At 42.5% G+C, this 22354-nt stretch carries 14 protein-coding genes; 10 read left to right on the top strand and 4 right to left on the bottom strand.

Features of this window, described 5'->3' with window-relative positions:
- Window positions 1–156 precede the first annotated feature (156 nt).
- From IQ259_RS23660 to IQ259_RS23640, 5 genes are all read left to right on the top strand, one after another.
- Window positions 157–3150: an N-6 DNA methylase gene (locus IQ259_RS23660; RefSeq protein ID WP_228014734.1), complete on the top strand. Its 2994-nt coding sequence runs from the start codon at window positions 157–159 to the stop codon at window positions 3148–3150.
- A gap of 15 nt (window positions 3151–3165) precedes the next feature.
- Window positions 3166–3375: a hypothetical protein gene (locus IQ259_RS23655; protein WP_086691464.1), complete on the top strand. Its 210-nt coding sequence runs from the start codon at window positions 3166–3168 to the stop codon at window positions 3373–3375.
- Complete coding sequence (locus tag IQ259_RS23650) at window positions 3372–3638, top strand: type II toxin-antitoxin system RelE/ParE family toxin (RefSeq protein ID WP_193888462.1); 267 nt, start codon at window positions 3372–3374, stop codon at window positions 3636–3638. The genes IQ259_RS23655 and IQ259_RS23650 overlap by 4 nt, the downstream gene beginning before the upstream one ends.
- Window positions 3639–3785: 147 nt before the next feature.
- A complete protein-coding gene (locus IQ259_RS23645) occupies window positions 3786–4025 on the top strand; it encodes a hypothetical protein (protein ID WP_193888461.1) in 240 nt (79 codons plus the stop codon).
- Window positions 4018–4392 carry a type II toxin-antitoxin system RelE/ParE family toxin gene (locus tag IQ259_RS23640; RefSeq protein WP_193888460.1) on the top strand — a complete coding sequence of 125 codons (375 nt, stop codon included), beginning with the start codon at window positions 4018–4020 and terminating at the stop codon, window positions 4390–4392. The genes IQ259_RS23645 and IQ259_RS23640 overlap by 8 nt, the downstream gene beginning before the upstream one ends.
- A 218-nt stretch (window positions 4393–4610) precedes the next feature.
- On the opposite strand, the gene IQ259_RS23635 is transcribed toward IQ259_RS23640, so the two are convergent.
- The 3 genes from IQ259_RS23635 to IQ259_RS23625 all read right to left on the bottom strand — a co-directional run bounded on the left by IQ259_RS23635 (window position 4611) and on the right by IQ259_RS23625 (window position 13071).
- Window positions 4611–10151 carry a choice-of-anchor I family protein gene (locus IQ259_RS23635; RefSeq protein WP_193888459.1) on the bottom strand — a complete coding sequence of 1847 codons (5541 nt, stop codon included), beginning with the start codon at window positions 10149–10151 and terminating at the stop codon, window positions 4611–4613.
- 505 nt (window positions 10152–10656) lie between these two features.
- Entirely contained in the window at window positions 10657–12348 is a 1692-nt protein-coding gene (gene ilvD / locus IQ259_RS23630; protein ID WP_193888458.1) for a dihydroxy-acid dehydratase, read from the bottom strand.
- Between the two features lie 102 nt (window positions 12349–12450).
- Complete coding sequence (locus IQ259_RS23625; RefSeq protein WP_193888457.1) at window positions 12451–13071, bottom strand: TenA family protein; 621 nt, start codon at window positions 13069–13071, stop codon at window positions 12451–12453.
- 423 nt (window positions 13072–13494) lie between these two features.
- Here IQ259_RS23625 and cax point away from each other — a divergent pair, with 423 nt between their 5' ends.
- Window positions 13495–14586, top strand: coding sequence for a calcium/proton exchanger (cax, locus tag IQ259_RS23620; protein ID WP_193888456.1), 1092 nt, complete (start codon window positions 13495–13497; stop codon window positions 14584–14586).
- 391 nt (window positions 14587–14977) lie between these two features.
- Window positions 14978–15580 carry a peptidoglycan-binding protein gene (locus tag IQ259_RS23615; protein WP_228014733.1) on the top strand — a complete coding sequence of 201 codons (603 nt, stop codon included), beginning with the start codon at window positions 14978–14980 and terminating at the stop codon, window positions 15578–15580.
- Window positions 15581–15643: 63 nt separating this feature from the next.
- Here the strand turns inward: IQ259_RS23615 and IQ259_RS23610 are convergent, their stop codons facing one another.
- Complete coding sequence (locus tag IQ259_RS23610; protein WP_193888455.1) at window positions 15644–18064, bottom strand: sucrose synthase; 2421 nt, start codon at window positions 18062–18064, stop codon at window positions 15644–15646.
- Between the two features lie 1086 nt (window positions 18065–19150).
- Here IQ259_RS23610 and IQ259_RS23605 point away from each other — a divergent pair.
- The 3 genes from IQ259_RS23605 (at window position 19151) to psb28 (ending at window position 21984) form a co-directional block, all read left to right on the top strand.
- The gene (locus IQ259_RS23605) at window positions 19151–19891 is read left to right on the top strand and encodes an RNA methyltransferase (RefSeq protein ID WP_193888454.1); all 741 of its coding nucleotides are present in this window, start codon (window positions 19151–19153) and stop codon (window positions 19889–19891) included.
- A 165-nt stretch (window positions 19892–20056) separates the two neighbouring features.
- Complete coding sequence (locus IQ259_RS23600) at window positions 20057–21592, top strand: serine hydrolase (RefSeq protein ID WP_193888453.1); 1536 nt, start codon at window positions 20057–20059, stop codon at window positions 21590–21592.
- A 26-nt stretch (window positions 21593–21618) separates the two neighbouring features.
- Window positions 21619–21984, top strand: a complete 366-nt coding sequence (gene psb28 / locus IQ259_RS23595; RefSeq protein WP_193888452.1) for a photosystem II reaction center protein Psb28 — start codon at window positions 21619–21621, stop codon at window positions 21982–21984.
- The last annotated feature ends 370 nt before the right edge of the window (window positions 21985–22354 follow it).

The following is a 22354-nucleotide window of genomic DNA, read 5'->3' as shown; positions in this document are numbered from 1 at the left end:
CTAATTCACATTTGTTACTGGGATTCAATCATTTAATTGCAGCCATGAATCAATTTAAACCCTTTTATGCTTCTGGATGATTTAGCTCCTGAACTACTTGCTTATTCCGGAAAGTGACAGAAGAGGGCTAAATCGCTCAAGACCTTAATCGAAGAAATGGAAGATGAGGTGTTAGCCAATGCTGGAGTAGATGTATTTGAGGAACTGTTTAAGCTAATTTTCACCAAGCTCTATGATGAGTGGTATTCTGGGCAAGGCAACAGGCGATCGACCCGTTCTTTAGAATTTCGCAATACGGGACAGACAGAAGCCGCACTGAAAACTAAGATTCAGGATTTATTCGACAAAGCCAAGAAGAAATGGGAAGGGGTCTTTAGTGAGGATGCCAAAATCAGCCTCACGCCGTCTCACCTGTCGGTTTGTGTGTCGTCCTTAGAAAATGTCAAGCTGTTTAACTCCAACCTGGATGTGATCGATGAAGCCTTTGAGTATTTGATCAACCAAAGTAGCAAAGGCGAAAAGGGGCAGTTTTTTACGCCGCGCTACGTAATTGATATGTGTGTGAAAATGCTCAACCCACAAGAGGATGAGTACATGATTGATACGGCGGCAGGGTCATCGGGTTTTCCGGTGCATACGATTTTTCATGTGTGGCGGCAGATTTTAGCGGATGAGGGATTGCAAGCAAGCCATTTGTTTTCCCTGGAAGATAAGCCGCCCCGATGTAAAGAGTATGTAGAAGACAAGGTATTTGCGATCGATTTTGATGAAAAGGCGGTGCGGGTAGCGCGGACGCTAAACTTGATTGCAGGGGATGGACAGACAAATGTATTGCACCTAAACACCCTGGATTATGAACTGTGGGATGAAGTCACTGAGCAAGAAGAATGGGATGATATTTACCATGAGGGGTTCAGGCGGCTGAAAAAGCTGCGACCGAAAGGTAGCAAGGACTATCGAGAGTTTCAGTTTGATGTGCTGATGGCGAATCCGCCCTTTGCGGGAGACATCAAAGAACCGCGCATGATTGCCCGCTATGACCTGGCGAAAAAGCCGGATGGCAAGTGGCAAAGTAAAGTAGGGCGTGACATTTTGTTTATTGAGCGCAACTTGGATTTTTTGAAACCAGGGGGGAGAATGGCGATCGTGCTTCCCCAGGGACGGTTTAATAACTCTTCGGATAAGAACATTCGAGATTTTATTGCGGAACGCTGCCGGATTTTGGCAGTGGTAGGACTGCATGGCAATACTTTTAAGCCGCACACAGGCACAAAAACCTCAGTGCTGTTTTTACAGAAATGGAACGATGACCCCAAAGCTGGCGCACTTTGTCCCCGACAGGATGACTACAACATCTTTTTTGCTACGATGCGAAAATCGGGGAAAGATAACTCTGGAGACAAGATTTGGCGCAAAATTTCATCGTCTACAGCTTCACTGAGCAATGATGAAATCAGTGATTTGATGCCGCCTTCTCCGGTGCAACGAGTCGTTGGGGTAGAGAGTGCTTTTTTGCAAGATGATCATGGTCATTTGGTGGTAGATCATGATCTGTATAATCACGAAGGGCTGACGGAAGACGGCATTGCAGAAGCATTTATTGAGTTTGCTAAAAAGGAGAACCTCAGTTTTTTTGAACTCAGCCCATCTGTTACGCCGTTTGATGCAGAGAAGTATCGGCGGTTAATGGATGGGCTTGAAGCGGTTGAATTGAATCTAAAATTTGTGCAAGAAGACAATAAATATTTAAGAATTGATAATGATTTTTTTCAGAAGAAATATATTCAATTAAACAAAGAATTAGTTAAGATTGGCTTTGATAGATTGGATGCTTTGTCAGAAAAGATAACTGACTTTGGCGCATATTCCCAAATGAACTTTGTTGAATTTGAAGAGCATGGAATTTTTTTCTTAAGAAATCAGAATGTGAAGTCAAATTATATTGACTTAAGTGACTGCGTATATATCGGTAAAACAATTTATCAAAGGCTTTCACTTAAATTAGAAGAAAATGATATTCTCATACCTAGAGTAGGAAGCTTAGGCAATGCGGCAGTAGTCAAGAAAGAAATATTACCCTGTAGTGCAAACCAAAATTTAGCACAAATAAAGCTAAAACGTGAAAATTTGTATCCATATTTTATTTCAACATATTTGATTTCAAAGTATGGATGTGAACAGGTTAATCGTACTTCAACTGGCAATGTTCAGCAGTGGTTAAATCTAGAGACAATTGGCTTAATCAAAATTGCCAGAACTACAATTGATTTTAAAGATAAGATTCAGAGATTAGTTCTGTTGGGACACTCTTCCATAGAAAAGGCTAATAACTCTTACCAACAAGCTGAGGATTTGCTGTTGTCGGAGCTTGGCTTGAAGGACTGGCAACCCACGGAAGAAACCGTTGCCGTCAAGAGTTTTGCTGAGTCGTTCCTGTCCTCCGGTCGCTTAGACGCTGAATATTACCAGCCAAAATATGATGAGGTAGAAGAAGCTATTAAAGATTGTGGTTTTCCATTTCAAAACTTAGGTTCATTGATAAAACCAATTCAAAACGGTTTTGACTATCGAGAGTATACAGAAGAAGGTACGCCTTATATTCGCGTTGGCGATGTCAAAAACGGACAGATTAATCTTGAAAGTGCCGTAAAAATTCCCATCACGATGGCTGATGTTGATAAGCCTGTGGGTCTACAAGTCGGAGATATTCTTTTTACCCGTAAAGGTAGTTTTGGTAATTCCGCAGTTGTTACAGAACTAGAAGTTAATGGGATTATTAGTAGTGAAATTATGCTTTTGCGTCTAACTTCAGTGTCTAGACAAAAAGTTTTACCAGAGTATGTCAGTTTATTTTTAAATTCAAAATTTGGTTACTTACAGGTTGAACGTCGAGTTCATGGTGTGGCTTACTACAGCATTTCTCAACCGGATTTAGCCAATTTGTTAATTCCAATTTTACCAAAACCTCAACAGCAAAAGATTGTTGAGAAGATAAAGTCATCATTTTCATTAAAACTAAAATCCAAACAACTGCTAGAAATTGCTAAAACAGGAGTAGAACGGGCAATTGAGACTGATGAAGCGACAGCAACCACTTGGATAAACCAGCAACTTGAAGCTATTGGGACTAATTTATTAAATTTAACTTAATTTAATGGAGGCATAATGTCTGAAATTACTTTAAACCCAGAACAACTTAAGGAAATCTTGAAAAGTGCGATCGTCGAATTGATTCGTGATAACCGTGAGGAAGTCTCTGAATTTCTGGCAGAAATTATTGAAGACATAGCAATGGAACGTGCGATCGCAGAAGGTGAAACCACTGAACTAGTTAGCCGCGACTCCATCTTTCAACTTTTGGAGCCGAAATCGTGAAAGTCGAGTTCAGAAAAAGCTTTGAAAAGGATCTGGGTAAGATTCAAGATGAAGACTTGCTTTTGAGAATTAAAACTGTCATAGAACAAGTGGAAACTGCTGAAAGTCTCTCGGAAATCAGCAACCTCAAAAAACTTAAAGCAGATGGAAATTACTACCGTATCCGAGTTGGTGACTATCGAATTGGCTTTGCTGAAGATGAAAATATGATTACCTTTGTTCGTGTATTACATCGCAAGGAAATATATCGATATTTTCCATAGTGAATGAATAATACTAGAAATTGCTAAAACAGGAGTAGAACGGGCGAATGAGACTGATGAAGCCGCAGCTAAAACTTGGATAAACCAGCAACTTGAAGCATTAGGCATCACCCTAACCGCTACTACTTAAACCATCTGGGAGTAATCATGAAAGCACTTAAAGTCATGGCAACAATCAATGAGGAGGGACAACTAACTTTAGATTATCCGCTTTTAACTGATAAAAATAGCCGAGTAGAAGTCATTGTGCTAATCCCTGAAGAAGAAGTTCTGGATGATCAATCTCAAGCAGAAGTTTTAGCAGATTTCCGGCAAGCTTGGCACGAAGCCATTACTGGGCAAACGATTCCCGTTGCTCAACTTTGGGAAGGTCTGGAAGATGCTTGATCAGCCTTTGATTCAAGTTGAAGCTTCGCCAACGTTTAAACGAAATCTACACGCTCTTGCTAAGAAATATCGCAGTATTCGGAATGACATACAACCTGTTATCGAACAACTTGAGCAAGGAGAGTTGCCAGGAGATCGAATACCTGGTGTTGATTATACAGTCTTCAAGTTGAGAGTCCGAAATAGCGACGCTCAAAAAGGTAAAAGTAGCGGCTATCGTCTGATTTATTACGTCAAAACAGCAACAGGAATCATTTTGCTGACCGTTTACACAAAATCTGAACAAGTCGATATTGCCGCAGATGACGTTCAGAGCATCATTACAGACTATGAGCAACGGACGCTTACCGAGCAAGATGATATCTAAGACAATGGCTAGAAATTTCTAAAACAGGGGTAGAACAAGCGATAGAGACTGATGAAGCGATCGCAGTTGTTGCCGATGTGAGGGAATTTGAATAGGTGAAAGCGATCGCAGATCAAGCAGTTGCAGTTTATGGGTTTTAATTATGAGGGTGGGACGAATCGCCCACCCTACTATATTAGATTTTGCGCTGTCCAGATTTGCTAGTACCGATTATCAAGCTATGCAATCACAGTGATATCGGTATTGCCGAGAATTGGTCTGGTAGATAACTGAGCTATCTGAACTTTGGCTGCACTGCCAACGCCATCCTCATCAAAGAACAGTTTACCTGTATTCCGATCGTAGATAAAGCGATCGCTGTCTGCGGTAGCACTTGTACCGAGACGGAATAGACCGGGGTCAAGTGTACCCAATGCTTGGTCAAGTCCAAATTCTGACTTGGAGACAACGAGACTATCAACACCACGAGCAAAATCAATGATGGTGTCAAAATCACTATCACCAGCATTAGTTAGATAGAAACTATCTCTACCACCGCCACCAGTCAAAATATTTCGACCTAAGCCACCAATGAGAATGTCATTACCTGCACCGCCTACTAAGGTGTCATTGCCATCTCCACCTACTAGGGTGTCATCACCAGCGTTGCCATTCAGGATGTCATTACCATCCCCACCGTAGAGGCTATCATTACCATCCCCACCATTGAGGATATCATTGCCATCCTCACCGTACAGGCTATCATTACCATCCCCACCATTGAGGATATCATTACCATTCTCACCGTAAAGGCTATCATCACCAGCGTTGCCATTCAGGATGTCATTACCATCCCCACCATAAATGACATCGTTATCACCTAAGCCGCTAATTATATCGTTACCAGCGAAACCACGGATAACGTCAATTCTGCCAGTTCCCCGGAGGACATCATTACCAGAAGTGCCGTTAATCTGGTTGCTACCAAGGGTAACTGTTAGGTCAACTGTGGCTGTAGCAGTTAAATTGCCATCACTGATGGTGTAAGTGAAACTGTCAGCACCAGAGAAGCCAATTTGGGGTGTGTAGGTAAAGGTGTTATCGTCATTGATCACCAAATTGCCTGTTGTTGGATTGGTGAAGCTGTCGATAGTTAGCGGATCGTTATTCTGGTCGCTATCATTGGCCAAAACATTAATGATTACTGGTTGAATATCAGTGGTTGTGGCGCTGTCGTTGTTAGCAATTGGCGCTTGGTTGGCTGGGATGTTAAATCTCGCCACACTAGGATCATGGTCACTGTCTTGATCAAAAAACTCTGAGTTGATGTGAACGATATCATAACCATCTAGTTTGTTGAGCAAGTTACCACTTACTAGAATGTGGTCAAGTACCTGGGAATTACCCTGAAAGTTGAAGGTGTAACGCTCATTTTCGGGAAGAGTTTCAACTAAAGCAGTTAGTCCAGCGCTTTCAATGGTGTTAATTGGATTGGAAAACTCAAAATCATTCAAGTCACCCAGTACAATCACATTGGCATTGGGGTCAATTGCCAAAATCTCCTGCACAAAGTCTCTGACTAGGATGGCTTGTTGCTGACGTTGTACCTCGGTGAACAAGATTGGGGGTTGACTTGGCCCGAACAAAGGTTGGTCGCCACCTTTGGAGTTAAAGTGATTGCCAATGAGATAAATAGTTTGACCGTTGAAGACGAACTCACCAACTAAAGGTCTACGGCTGTTGTTGAAAGCGGAGTTAGTGGGGTCAATAAAACCAGGACTAGCAGAAAGTGTTGGCACACCATCAACGTCGGTGACTGAGATGCTAGTTGTAGAACCACCACCGGGACGGTCAACAAAGTCGACACGTTCAGGGTTAAACAAATAGCCCACGCGAATATTCCCACCTGGTTGACCACCAGTCGTGTTGTTCACTGGGTCAATTTGACGAAATTCGTAGGTGGGGCCACCAGCTTGTGCGATCGCATCTATTAATAACTGATAAGTCTGACTCGCATCAACTATACCGTTATTTGTCGCCCCACTATTATCCTGAATTTCTTCTAGGGAAAGGATGTCTGGTGATTTCAGGTTATTGACAATGCGGTTAGCCAAGTTAGCAAACTGAGTTGCACCATCACTAGGATCAAGGTTTTCGACGTTGAAAGTGGCTACTGTTAATTGGTCGGCGGTAGCAGTTAGATTTGTGACTTCCCTTTCCAGAGGACTGGGTGCGGTGACAGTGAGAGAGGTTGGCAGTACTTCAAAATTGTTGAAATTGTAAGCAACCACGCCGACAATTGTGTCGAAGGTCGCACCTACGCTAACTTGAGGAGTGCCACCAGGCAACAAATTATCATCAATTTGGATGCGTTCTGGGTTAAAGTCATTGGCACTGACAGCAATACCACCACGGGCTGTGCGTCCAGTCGCATTTTCGCCATTATCTGCCAATACCCAAACTTCCCCAAAACCATTAGTCGGGCTGACTGCAACTGGGTTGTTAATTTGTACCAATGTGCCTTCTAGGCTTTCGTAGAAATCAATGCCATCATTGGCTGGATCAAAAATGCTGTTGATTTCAACGTTGCTGATGGAATCATCATCAATGACTGTAGTTGGGATGGCGCGTCCACCATTGCCCAGGATTATGGCAGCCGGTAGAGGATTATTTTGTGAGAGGACGGTGATTACGGGGCTAACAATTTGGGTAGTTGTCAAGTTTGCAGCAGTTGCACCGCCAGGACGAAACTCAGATACTGTACCGTTTACTAGTATAGAATCGCCTACTTGTACAGTTGGTAGTGATCCGGTGAAAACGAAAATCCCTTCGGAAGTGCGATCGTCGTTGTCGGGATTGAGGTCTTGTAAGTAAAATCCATTATTTGCCACTGCTGTGACAATCCCCGGTACATTTGTCACAGCTTGACCATTGAAGGGGGAGATATGACTAGTTCCTTGAATGTCGCTAATCCGCGCGGGTGGGTTGACTTCAAATACTGTCACAGTTCTGCTGACTTCGCTGGTTGTGACTAGTAGAGGTCTACCTGTGGGACTGTCTGTTGCTGAAACAAAGGTCAACCCTTCAGTACCAAGGTCTTCTGGTGTGTTGATGTATTGAACAAAGGTTGGGTTATTGGGATTTGTGACATCGTAGACAATAACATCACCAGTGCGTTCTAAACCAATAAAGGCATAGGTGCGGTTGTTAATCACGCCAACTACCACGCCTTCGGGTTCTGGGCCTCTGTTATCGCTGCGGCTATCAAAACTAGCAGCAGTGCCATCGGAATTAAACAAAGTTGGGACTCTGGTGGCTGTGATTTGTTCAAATTGATCGCCACTGTCAAAAACTTGACTACCGTTGGCATCCCAAATAGAGAAGGAACGCGCTCCAAATGCTTCTATACGGTCAAAATCACCATCGCCGTCAGTGTCGCCGGAAACATTGGTTACGATTAACCGTCCCAGGTTGGCGTTGTCCTTAAGGCTGGCGGCATTGGGGAAAACTGTGGGATCTAAAACATACGAGGCTGCACCTACACGACTTTCTTCATTAAATCCTGGGTAGTCCCGCGCATCACCTTCGTTAGCGGTGATGTAGTAGGTTTGGCCGTTGGCGGTGAAGCTGGCGATCGCATCTGGTTGATAAAATCCAGATACAGGCCAATTCTGAATGTTGATTCCGCCGTCGCGATCGCTGGCATCAAATCCATTTCCTGGTAGACTAAAGTCTTTTGTACCCAACGGCACAATGTTGGTAATTGTAGCGCTGGCAATATCAAGAATAGCGATCGCATTATTTTCTTGCAGAGTAATCTGGGCAGTTAAACCATCTGCTGATATTGCAATGTATTCTGGTTCTAAGTCTTGGGCTACTGTCGCGCCGGGGCCAGTAATTCTCACACCTGCGGCGCGGAGTTCATCGATTTGACTGTTGAAGCTAGTAAATGTGGCGGTGGTAACAGTCGCACTGGCTACACCCCCAGAAACGTCGATAATACTGATGGAACCTTCAGGATCAACAGAATCTGTTTGGCCGTAACTGTTGGGTTCTCCTTCGTTGGCGACTAATACCCTTGTGCCATCGGGTGTGAAGGTGAGCATATCGGGTAATGCACCCACAGCCACGGAGTTTAAAAATGTGCCATCAACCGCATTGTAGAAACTTACCTGTCCTGTTTGTTGCGCGTCTGTGGTGGTGTTTTGAATGGCGTAGGCAACTGCCACAATGCCGTTGCTAACTGCTACACTGTTGGGAAGAGCTTGTGTGCCTAAAGGCAGTGTAAATCCTGGTGTTAAAGCACCAACTAAGGCTAGTGTGCCTGTGCTGCTGAGGCTATAAGTTTCAACGGTGCTACCTGCAACCACAAACAAGCGATCGCTTCCCGGATCAAAGGCAGAAATTTCGGCTCCATTAGCACTGGTAATAGTACCAACTCTTTGTAAAGTGCTGGAGTTGTTGTTGGTGATTGCAATATTTTGGGAAGTTGTAGTACCTAGGGCGATACCAGCCGAAGGTGTACCAATTGTCAAAATTGCTGTTTCTGTGCCTTCGGCGATCGCATCATCGGCCACAATAAAAGTAACAGAACCGCTAGTTTGTCCGTCGAGAATGGTAATGGTGTTACTGGTGAGATAAAAATCTCCGGCGGTGATACCTGTTCCCGAAACCCCTAAATTAACTGTTTGATTGCCAGAGACGGCGCTGGATGCAGTAGCTGTGACAGTGATTGCTGTTGCATTTGCTTCTGAAGCAGTGTTGGTGCTGACGGATAAATCAACAATGGGAACAGCCGGAAAATCGTTATCAGTAATTGTGATGTTTTGTGCTGTTGTGCCGAGGGTAATCCCCGCAGTAGGGTTACTGATAGTCAGAATTGCTGTTTCTGTACCTTCAATTAATTCATCATCCACAACTGTAAAAGTGACAGAAGCTGTTGTTTGTCCGTCAGGGATAGTGATGATGTTGTTGCTGAGGATGAAATCTCCGGCGGTGATACCTGTTCCCGATACCCCTAAGTTAACGGTTTGATCGCCAGATACAGCACTGGATGCAGTTGCTGTTACAGTAATTACGGTTGTGTCTGCTTCAATTCCTATGCTGGGGCTAACAGACAAGTTGACCGTAGGATTGCCGCCATTGATAGTAAATGCAGTGGCACTAAATGGCAAATCTGGTGCGATTCCATCAGCGCTTTGATCACCGCTTGCATCTTGTGTTTGCCAGTTTGCTGGATTATTGATCTCGGAAAGATAAGCACTGAAGTTTGCTTGTCCAGAGCGAGTACCATTGTATGCAGCAATATCAGCATCAGCATCTCTAGATGCAAATTCAATGGCATTAGTACCGACCGTGAGGCCAGTACCATTGAGAGTTACTGTTGCGCCACCGCCACCGACACCTGTTAATGTGTTATTGCCTATAGCTGTGAGAAATGCTGTTGGTGTACTTGTTGCACCAACGTAGGCATAGACAATTTCAGTAGAATTAGCAATACCTCGGTTACTGGAATCAAAAAAAGCTACAGTTCCCAGATTAGATGAGATTGTGCCGGAGCCAATGTTATCGATAGTGACAACTGTACCAGGGGTAATAGTAGAACTAGCAGTCCAAGTAAACCCAGATTCCCCAGTATTAAAACTTGAACCTGTCCACTCATTGTCAGTAAAGTGGATTTCAGTTCCAGGTTCAATCTGAACAAATGTAACAAACGCCAGGTTATCGTTACCATCTGAGTTAAAACCTACAAATGCGATATCGCCTGTATTCAGCGCCATAACAAATTCTCCTAATTTAAGTAGTTGTGTGATTTGCGGTGTGAGCTTTCATAGCACAGTCGGATGATGGCGTTTCTCTACGCTCAAAATCGTCTACTCTGCCTCGTTTCTTTTAAGTAATGTCACTAGCGATCGCAATATCACCAAGATTCAGTTTTGTGGCTGTCATAAGCGTTAAACCCATAAAAATACGGACAAGCAACACAAAATTTCGACCATGCTGAGTATTTTTGTAAATGCTGCAATTTAACTTGCAGTATTTTTTGTGTAGCCAGTCCTCGAAAATGTACTGAATTAAGGTTAAGAAAATACTAGGAAAAGGTAAATTTAGCAAATATTTATAAATTGCTATTTTATGTAATACTACTAAGTAGTTATGCAAAAGATATTACTTATCTAAAATAAAAAAACTCATGAGATTTGTTGACTGCTAACGGTTAACAGTCAACACGAGAAAATGTGTATGTATGTTAGATGCACAACAGCTTGATTGCTGAAATGTTTTCTAACTCTCGAACAAATCTAAATCAGTCACCGCACCAAGACTACTAGAAGATACCAACTTGGCATATTTCGCCAATACGCCTTTAGTGTAACGAGGTGCTGGGGGTTGCCAGTTGGCACGGCGACGGGCTAATTCGTCATCAGAAACATTTAACTGCAACAAGCGAGATGGTGCATCAATGGTGATGCTATCACCTTCTTCTACTAGGGCGATCGCTCCCCCAACAGCTGCTTCTGGCGCAACATGACCCACTACCATACCGTAAGTACCGCCTGAGAAACGTCCATCGGTAATTAAACCGACCGCATCACCCAAACCAGCACCAATCAGTGCAGAGGTGGGAGCTAACATTTCTCGCATTCCAGGGCCACCTTTGGGGCCTTCGTAACGAATCACGAGGACATCACCAGCTTTAATCTTGCCTGCTAAAATGGCATCTAAACAAGATTCTTCCGATTCAAATACCCGTGCAGGGCCTGTAATTGTCGCCTTCTTCACCCCAGTAATTTTGGCAACTGCACCTTCTGTAGCTAAGTTACCTTTGAGAATTGCCAAGTGACCTTGAGCATACATTGGCTTATCCCAAGGACGAATCACATCCTGGTCAGGGCTAGGTTCATTTGGCACATCGGCAAGAATTTCTGCAATAGTTTGACCTGTGATCGTTATACACTCACCATGCAGTAAATCGTGCAGCAGCAGCATCTTCATGACTTGGGGAATACCACCAGCTTTATGTAAATCTGTAGCTACGTATCTACCGCTGGGTTTTAAATCGCACAGTACGGGAACACGGGCGCGGATAACTTCAAAGTCGTCTATAGTTAATTCCACACCAGCTGCACGGGCGATCGCCAGAAAATGTAATACTGCATTGGTAGAACCACCAACTGCCATAATTACAGAAATAGCATTTTCTATAGATTTGCGGGTGATAATCTGCCGCGGCAATAATTGCTGACGAATGGCTTCTACTAAAACAAACGCAGATTTTTCTGTACTGTCGGCTTTTTCGGCATCTTCGGCCGCCATTGTGGAAGAATAAGGTAAACTCATCCCCAGGGCTTCAAATGCCGACGACATAGTATTGGCGGTAAACATCCCACCGCAAGAACCAGCACCAGGACAGGCATTTTGTTCAACGGCTGTTAGTTCACCTGCGTCAATTTTGCCAGCGCTGTATTCACCCACGGCTTCAAAGGAACTGACTACAGTTAAATCACGGCCTTTGTAGTGTCCGGGTTTGATTGTCCCACCATAGACAAAAATAGCCGGAATATTCATGCGGGCGATCGCCAACATTGCCCCTGGCATATTTTTATCACAACCACCAATGGCCAGCACACCATCCATGCTTTGCCCTGTACAGGCGGTTTCAATGGAATCGGCAATTACTTCTCGTGACACTAGGGAATATTTCATCCCTTCCGTTCCCATCGAAATCCCGTCACTAATCGTAATTGTACCGAAGATTTGCGGCATTGCTCCAGCACTTTTGATACCAGCTTCTGCCCTTTGTGCCAGTTGATTTATCCCCATGTTACAAGGGGTGATGGTGCTGTAGCCATTAGCAACACCGACAATGGCCTTAGTAAAATCTGCATCTTGAAAACCAACTGCCCGCAGCATAGCGCGATTTGGCGATCGCTGCACACCTTGTGTTACAACCCGGCTTCTCAAATTATCCGACATCTTTCTTTCCTACTCTGCCTTCATCGCTTGTATTGCGATCGTATTATCTGATTTTCTCATGCAGAGTAGTCACTCTGGTTAAAAGCATTGAGTGTCAGGTTACTACACTGTCCACGCAGCTTGAAAAAAGTCAAGTTCGCAGAGCATAGCATAGCGGTAAGTTGAATGAACTAAACCGTTATTAGTGGCGTAGTTATCCACCAAACTTTCTAATTGTTGCGTCAGTGGCTGAAAATCTGCACTACTGTAAGTCCGAATCCAATCTGCATAGTGATGATCAGGAATACCATCACGAGCTAACTGTTCTCCCAAAAAGGCATACAAACGCATACATGGGGACATCGCCGCCGCAGTTAAACCGACATCGCCACCCCAAGCTGTGGCTAACAAAAAATCTGTGTAACGCCGGGTAGCTGCGCCTGGTTCTACAGAGTGCAAATTGACTCCCCACTTAGTTGCATAGTCTTGATGTAATTGTAGTTCTGCTAAAACGCCACCAACTAAATTGTGAAATATAGTAAATCCTTTCCAGTCTGTTGCTTTAGCGGCGGCGATGCTGTAAGCACGAGCAAAAGCTTCCAAGAAAAAAGCATCTTGTCCTACATAGTAAGCAAACTTCCCTTCCTCAAGAGTACCATCAGCTATACCCTGCACAAAAGGATGCTCTAGACAAGCTTGCCCTAAATCTTGATTTGCTGCCCACAATTGATTAGATAAAGTCAAAATAATTCGTAATTGATAATGACGCTCTCTACGAGACGCTAAAAGCGTGGACTTCGGCGTGAGCTCAGTCGAACGCTTGCTTCTCCGCAGGAGTACGCGGACTCGCTACCGCTACGCTAACGTAATTCGTAGTTACCATCAGTGGGGGCTTGTACCCTTTTTAATTACGAATTACTAATTACTAATTACTAATTATTTGGTCATTAGTCAAGAAGTATATCTAGTGATCACAGTAGATTCTCTCAACGGATTAAGCATTGGTTGAGAGTATCCTATTGAAGTGCTGAGTTATGAGTACTGCGGGTGATGAGGGAGATAAGGCAGAAATAATTATTTGTTACTCACCTTACTTCCTTCACTCCCTCATCTTCCCCATCCCTCACTCAGTATTTTAGTAGGATACCTTTAACTGAAAGTAACTCAATGTCAGGTAAAAACATTCTTTTTTTCGTGCTGTTACTGTTTATTCCAGTTTCGTTAGCGGCTCATTTTCTCGAATGGGGAGACTTAATTGTATTTATCGCAGCTGGTTTAGCCATTTTGCCTTTAGCAGCTTGGATGGGGACAGCTACTGAAGAAATTGCTGTGGTGGTTGGCCCAACACTGGGGGGATTATTGAACGCCACCTTTGGTAATGCCACAGAATTGATCATTGCTATAGTAGCCTTGAAAGCCGGGTTGGTAGATGTAGTCAAAGCCAGCATCACAGGCTCAATAGTCAGCAACTTACTACTAGTGATGGGTTTGTCGATGTTTTTGGGGGGACTGCGCCACAAAGAACAAACATTTCAGCCTATTGTGGCGCGAGTGAATGCTTCTTCGATGAATTTGGCGGTAATTGCTATTTTGCTGCCCACGGCGATGAACTACACTTCTAAAGGAGTTGGCGAACAAACTCTCCAACATCTTTCCCTTGCTGTTGCAGTGGTGTTAATTTTGGTTTACGCCTTGACTCTGCTGTTTTCGATGAAAACCCACGCCTATCTGTATGACCTGGGTGTCGCTGAGGCGGAAGCAAAGGAAGGTTCTCACGCTCAACCAAATATGTGGTTGTGGAGTGGGGTTTTGTTGGTATGTACTCTGCTAGTAGCACTGGAATCAGAAATGCTGGTTGATTCCTTAGAAGTAGCTACGTCTCAGTTAGGCTTGACAGCATTATTTACAGGAGTCATTTTAGTTCCCATTGTTGGTAACGCCGCAGAACACGCCACAGCTGTTACTGTAGCCATGAAAAATAAGATGGATCTTTCTGTGTCTGTGGCTGTGGGTTCTAGTATGCAGATTGCCTTATTTGTGGCTCCGGTGTTAGTGATAGCAGGGTGGGTGTTTGATCAGCCAATGGATTTGGATTTTAATCCCTTTGAATTGGTAGCTGTGGCTGTGTCGGTTTTAATTGCCAATAGCATTAGTTCTGATGGTAAGTCCAATTGGTTGGAAGGAATTTTGCTGTTAGCTGCGTACACAGTTTTAGGGTTAGGTTTTTACTTCTATCCAGTTATTGACAGCATTGGGTAGTGAAAATTAGCAGAAGCGAATCGCTTGCTACTTTGATACAGTGATCGCTTCTGCTGATAGGTAGATTAATTTTCAATTTTGTTTGCTATGTAACCATATTTTTGTATCTTTATAAAATCTAGAAAATTAGATAATTTTCTTATTCAAATCTTATTAAACGATAGAGATACTGCTTAAGGTAGAACAAATTTTTTATTATATGGAGTTTATTATTTTCAAGGAAAGCAGGGACATAAAAAAGTAGGCGAGATGTTCTCCATTGTGCAAGGCACGATTGGAGCATTTCATCGTCAAAAAATTATTAGTTTTTTTTATTTTAAAGACACACCATTCCGGAACCAAGACAATTTTTCTGTCAAAGGAAATATGGGTGTTAATAACATCAAAAACAATGAGTGATATTGTCCTGCTGATGACGGGTGTGTTAATTGCAAAACAACCATTTCCGTCTTATTTAGTCAAGCAGCCTGTAATTCAGCTAGACAATGGCGTGCAGAAAACACCACAGGGAAAGACATCTCAATTCTATCCAGACACAAATATCACGCCACCTGAATTCATGCAGCTCAAAGATAATTCTCAAGCTACTCTAGTAGCTTTTAATTCTGAGCCTGAAAAAATTCTAGTAAAAAAAACAGAGAAAAAGCCTACTAAAGACTTATATAGCTTATCTGAATTCAAAAATTTTCAGCCTGTCAAGGTGAAGTTTCCGCGTTCACAACGCCTTGTAGCCCAACAAGTTAATGATGACGAGATGATTTTGGCCAGATATCAAAGATCCACTGGTCAAAGTATCCCAAATCTACGTTTTGGTAGTTCAGGTCTAGCTGTCAGAATTTTGCAACGGCTACTAACAGCTAATGGCTATGCTATTCGAGTGGATGGCGTTTATGGTGCGCTGACAGAGAGTGCTGTTAAAGCATTTCAAAATCGCCGGAATTTAGGAGTTGATGGGATAGTCGGGCCAAGAACTTGGCTGCATCTGACAAGGTAGTTGATAATTCGTAATTCGTAATTAATATAAAACTACGAATTACGAATTAGAAATTACGAATTACTATCGGTACTTATGCTGCTCTAATAGTTGTTGCGCTCTGGGTTTGTAGATTAAATAGAACAAAGCTTCAAGATAACGCAATAAATCCTCACGATTTTCTTTGGAAGTAAAGTTCCAAAACCCATAAATTCGCGCTAAAGTTAGCAGCTTAGTTGTGTGAATTTTCCAGGTATATGTAGTGTAAACTCTGTCAATAGCTTTCTGCGAAATTGTTTCCCAATAGAGAGGATTTTGTTCACATTTAGTAACAAAATCGAGAATTTTTGTGGCTGTTTCTTCTAAATTGGTAGGATTAATGTAAAAGCCATTGACTCTATCTTGAATGATTTCTAATGGCCCACCAAATTGGGTAGCAAAAGTAGGTAATCCTGAAACCATTGATTCTAAAATTGTTAAACCAAAGGCTTCAAATAAAGCTGGTTGTACAAAGATGCCTTTATGGTCAGCAATTACCCGATAAATTTCGCCAGAATCACTTTTTGACAAGCGCACACCCAACCAGCGAATTTTGCCGTGAAGATTGTATTCGTCAATGATGTGGTAAAGTTTGATAATTTCATCGCGTTCTTCGTTGTCATCTGATTCTTCTGTACGCAGCTTACCTGCTACTAAAATCAAGTTGCAATGTTCTTGCAAGTCTTTATTTTGACCAAAACATTCGGCTAACCCAGTCAGGTTTTTAATTCGGTCGAGACGCGCCATTGAAAAGATAGGTCGCTTGTTGGGGTCGTCGAGTTTGCCAAAAATTTGACTGGAATCTTCTAGAGTAAACAGCATTTCGGACAGGCGATCGCATTCACTTTCTACTCGGTCTTCAGTCCGCGTGTAAGGGAAATAATAACTCTCGTTCACCCCAGGCGGAACAACATTAAATTTAGGGCTAAATAATTCAATGCCATTCACCACATGGTACAACTCAGGCATGGTGAAGCATTTATAAGATTCATATTGCCCAACACTATCTGGTGTACCGACAATTTCTTGGTAGGTGCTGCTGATCACGAAGTTGGCAGCGTTCATTGCTATCAAATCAGCAGTAAATTGTAAAGAGAAATGATATTTATCATCTAAATCTTGCCAGTAGAGATTACTAAACAAGTATTTGGATTTTTCTAAAGCATGGGCGATGTTGCATTGGGTAACTTTCATCCGTCGCGCCAAGAGGAATGCAACTAAATTCCCATCAGAATAGTTACCTACGATTAAGTCGGGTTTACCTTGGAATTCTGCCAGAAGTTCTCTTTCTGAGTCAATGGCGAAGCTTTCTAAATAAGGCCAAAACTCAAATCGAGAAATCCAATTCTGCGTCATGTTGGGATTGAAGTCCCGCAGAGGTACGCGCAAAATCCAGGCGTTTTCTGTACCGTGGACTTTTTCTAGCCTTTGGTTACACAAAGTACCATCGCTATTAGGAATCAAGCGGGAGAGAATAATGACCTTTGGTTTAACGTTAAGTCTGTCTAAACCAGCTAGTAACACATCTTCTTCTAGTTGCTTTTCTAAATTCCTGGCTTGGTCAAGAACGTAAACAACTTGACCACCTGTATCTGGTCGTCCCAAAACTCCTTCTTGTCCAAACCAACCATGTGCGGACACCAAGACGATTCTAAAAATCATCGGGATGCGCGAGATGAATTCTTCTAGAATCTGGGGAGCAGGTGAATCAATTAATTCATCTAATATATTTAAGGTTTCTTGTACCCGTTCTGCTGTGTTCCCCCAACCTGGTTCAAAACCCATTGTTTGCAATTGAAACCGAAATCCATCGTAGGATTCATCACTGGGGCGTTCGTTGACAAAAGCGATCGCTTTTTTAACTTGTTGCGAAAGTTGCTGCTGTGATTGGATGCGATCGTTAATTAGTAGTTGAATACCATTGTAGTGGTGCAACCGCAAGAAACTAAATAAGCTTTCTAGCCATTGTTTGGGGTCTTGGAAGAGTTTGCTAGAAAGATAGCGGTTGAGAAACTGTACGCCTTTACCAATATTTTTGGGGTCGCGGATGACTGGTGTGTAGTCATAAAAGGGGCCAAAGTCTAGTTCTAGCAAGTCGCCTTCGTTAGGTTGGAATTTGTTGACGAAGCGATCGCGCAGATCCAGCAGTTCCTGTACTGTCATCGCTTCTACACTCAAGTCTGCTGTCAGCCGATAAACTTCTTGACTAGCAATCTTAGGACGAATAATAAAACAAAAATTGGAGTCTTCTTGAATGATTTCTTGGGTGTAGTAGATCAGTTTCCCTAAGAGAGAAAAAGTGTAAAATTTTTCGGGCTTCTCGTCTTTAGCGCAATATTCACTATACACATGCAATATGTCATTCCGCAGCAAGTAATTTTTTTCTTGCTGGCGTAATTGGCTCATAAATGAACGTAAATCATTCTTTTCTTCACTCTCTAGGACTGCTTGGATCAATTCAGACATATTTACCTCAAAATAAACAGGTAAAAACACGAATAAACACAGATAGAAATAGTTCATCTGTGTTTCAACGCTTAGAGCCTTCATTCGTGTTCTTCTTTACTAAGAATATCGATAACTCAGTATTTTTCACTCTAACTATAGGCGTACAATTTTCATTACTTTGGCAGGATTTAATATACGTAATGCTTACACCATCTCGATTGCAAATTATTTATTTTTTTTATCTAAAAGCTATCCCTTGATGGATTTCCATCATTTTCACTTTGATTAGTTTCATTGAAACATCTAATTTGATTTTAAATTGGTATTTACTTTTACTAAAGTAAATTAATACTTATTTTTAGTCAGTATATTAGTTACGAATTATAATTTTTTGTAAAAAATATTTATATTAGCAGTATTCATTACCCTATAAATCACAAGTAATTTGATCATAAAAGTTAATCTTTTTGCTTATGAACCAGCAATAATTTTGAACTTCAGTCAAATAAAATAAACTTTTTATATTAGTTGCAACAATACAAATCACCAGTGGCTACAATTGCATCACAACTAACTAAAGCCGGGGATATGTGGATATGCAAGATAATTCACGCAACCTAACAACTACCGACCACAGCATAGGCAATATCATGATTATCTCATTGCTCGTATTCTGTGGAATAACCTTCATATTTCTTTTAGGAATTTTTTAACAGTGACTTTGATTTATAAAAAACTTATTGGGGGGCAAAAAAATAAATTTGCTTCCCTTTTTAATGTTCAATTGGGAAATTTAAACCCCACATTCCGCAGATATTTAAACAGATTGAAGAATTATGAATTTGAATGACCAAAACAGGGTTGTAGGTTCGGTTTTAGGGTGTCGGGGAAATCAGTGGGGGCTTTACTGACATTGGGTCGATTTTATATGGTATTGATATCAATGATCACGGTCAAGTAGTTGGTTCTTCCGGTAATCAGGCTGTTTTGTGGAGCCAAAAGGATGGATTAATTGAGTTAAGTACTCTGCCAGGCGGAAATTCTTGTAAGTTTTAATTACGAATTATGTAAAATGCACAAAGTAAAGTACACAGGAGGTAAGAAATGATATTGTCTGGGGTCAGAATTGTGTTGGTGGAACCAGCTGGCCCAATAAATGTGGGTGCGATCGCTCGCGTGATGAAAAATTTTGGTTTACATCACCTAATATTAGTTAACCCCCAATGTGACCTGCGATCGCCAGAAGCAATGAAAATGGCAGTCCACGCCAAGGATATTTTAGAATCTGCGGTAGTGGTGGCAACATTGCCAGAGGCTTTGCAAGGATGTGTCAGAGCGATCGCTACAACGGCTCGTGTCCGTGATTGGGAAACACCTCTAGAAGAACCCCGCAGCGCCCTACCTTGGTTACTAGAAGAACCGGAAAAACCCGCTGCTTTAATTTTTGGCAGAGAAGACCGGGGATTAAGTAACGAAGAATTAAATTATGCCCAGCGATTTGTTCGCATTCCGACTAGTGAGATTTATGCGTCTTTGAATTTGGCGACTGCTGTCGGGATTTGTTGTTATGAACTGGCTCAAAATGCAGAAATATCTCAACCTCAGACAGCCCAAGAAACAGAATTAGCACCTTTAGAGCTTGTGGAATCATACTACCAACAATTAGAATCACTGCTGCTAGACATTGGTTATATGTATCCCCATACAGCAGCCAGTCGCATGGAAAAATTTCGTCAACTATATAATCGCGCTCGTCTAACAACTAATGAAGTGGCTATGTTGCGAGGGATTTTTCGACAAGTAGAATGGGCGCTAAATAATCGTAATGATGATGAAAACTTATGATACATCGATTAATATATACGCAATCTCCCCCAAAATAGATAATATGGCTTAAACTAAACACACTACTCAGTAGTAGTAGTTGATTTCAGCGTCAAGCTGGATGAAAAGTGAGTTTTGGGTCGGGAGTCTGCAAGAAAAAATTCGAGTGAGTCACAAGGAGTAGCAGTGACAGAATCAAGTGACAAACTAAGAGCTTTCTCGCGGCGACAACCCGTAAACGGCCGCCAGCGATCGCGCAAAGCTCAAAAAGTGGAACCAAAAAAAGTCAGAGTTCCGCAACCACCGCAGCATCCTGCGGTCAGACAAGCTATGCTTCTTGCGCCTGTTGGTGGTGTCCCAAGACCAAGGCCAGGGCTAGTTATGCCAACCGCAGTTAAACCTATCCCCAGAAAACCAGTCAATATTCCTCCCTCCTACCCCAGCACTGTCAAAGTAAAAACAGTGCGAATGCAGAAGCAGCCACAACCGAAAATAACCAGACGAGTGTCGAAAAAGACGCGGTTAAAGCCAATGGCTAGAACCATGTTGTATATCCTGCGGTTGTTAATTGTAGGCGTTGGCATGGGGGCGATCGTTGGTACATTATTGTCAGTCTTAGATCCGGCTAATCGCATCAATTCAACTTCTCCGGTGTCATCTAGCACGAATAATTCTGGTCAAGTTCAGCCACAAAACAATCCTAATGCCTCAATTGCAACGTCAGATTTATACCTGTCCCAGGAAATTACCCCATTGAAAAATGCTGTGCAGAATTTAGCAGCAACCACTCCAGACCTCACCCCCGGCGTTTTCTTAGTAGATTTGGATAATGGTGGTTATGTAGATATTAATGGTTCCACTAGTTTTCCCGCAGCCAGCACCATTAAAATACCGATTTTGGTTGCCTTTTTCCAAGATGTCGATGCGGGGAAAATTCGACTGGATGAAATGCTCACCATGCAACAGAATGTAGTGGCTGGCGGTTCCGGGAATTTCCAATTTAAACCAGTTGGTACGCAATACACTGCTTTAGAAGTTGCTACCAAAATGATTACCATTAGCGACAATACAGCGACAAATATGCTGATTGCTCGACTGGGAGGGATCGAAGCATTAAATCGACGTTTTCGCAATTGGGGATTGACAACGACAGTAATTAACAATCAACTCCCAGATTTACAAGGGACAAACGTCACCAGCCCCAAAGAATTGGGAAATTTGATGACAATGTTGAATCAAGGTAACTTTGTGAGTTTGCGATCGCGCGATATCATGCTTGACATTATGCGACGCACAGAAAGAAATCATCTTTTGCCATCTGGTTTGGGCGCAGGTGCAAGAATATACCACAAAACAGGCGATATTGGTACAACGCTTGCAGATACAGGTTTAGTTGATGTTCCCAATGGTAAGCGCTACATCATTTCTGTGATGGTAAAACGTCCGAATAATGACCCCCGCGCCGAAAAATTGATCAGTTCCATTTCTCGTGCTGCTTACGAAAACCTTAGTCAAAGTACAGTAACCAATACGATTAACAATATTCCCACAACTGTTTATCCGTCCCCAACAATTACTTCTCCTGTACCTAATGGAGCGACTGGTGTGATGCCTATGAATGGTTATCCGTCACCCATGATTAATCCTCCTGTAACTAACAGCATACCTATGAGTGGTTATCAGTCACCTATCATCAACCCACAATATTACCCGCCAAGATAAATATCTCTATCCATTGTGAATTGCTCATGACATCTACTACACCCTCAATTCAGTTTTTTGCAGGCATTTTTGAAGAACTCAGTAATGTCAGTTTGCGACGTGGCAAAGTGTCTGGTAAGCGCATCGTTGCTATGACTTTTAATAAATTACAAGCCATAGAAGGATTTAATAGTTTTACAAAACCGTCTTTAAATTCTTTACTGTTGACTGATGAAGAAGGCGAAATTAATGTTACTCCTTCTTCAACTCGATTTATTTTTGGCGGTGATGAGGGTGATGAATTACAACGGGTAGAATGCCAATTTGAAATCGAACAAGATGATCATTGGGAACGAGTTATGCGCTTTATGCAGCGTTATGCTGAAGCTAACGATATGGAATATCAAGGTTGATGTACACTCAATTATTGCAGGCGATCACACCTGTATAATTCCATCTGGTATGTAAGCTAGAACAGAAACAGCGGCCTACTTAACTCGTGACGATGGCATTAGCAATTTATAGCATCTAAAGTATGTCAAAGCAAAACATTCCACTTACAGGAGATGCGCTGATTAAAGAAGTCTGTCGGCGGATTCGGGCGGCTCGTAGCTATTGGGATGCTCGTGAAAAAAGCAGGGGAGCAGGGAGCTCTTAGCAGGGGAGAAAAACCACCCACAAGGGGTGGGGCTTCCCTACGGGACGCTACGCGAACAACCAAGGGAGAAAAGGAGCAAGGGGGCTTTTGCCCACAAGGGGCAGCCACTCACGTGGGCGGGTTTC

Source organism: Fortiea sp. LEGE XX443, from assembly GCF_015206815.1.
In the GTDB taxonomy this organism is placed as follows: Bacteria; Cyanobacteriota; Cyanobacteriia; order Cyanobacteriales; family Nostocaceae; genus Nostoc_B.
The sequence above is the reverse complement of the archived record's forward strand: the minus strand, read 5'-3'. Positions and strand labels throughout refer to the sequence as shown.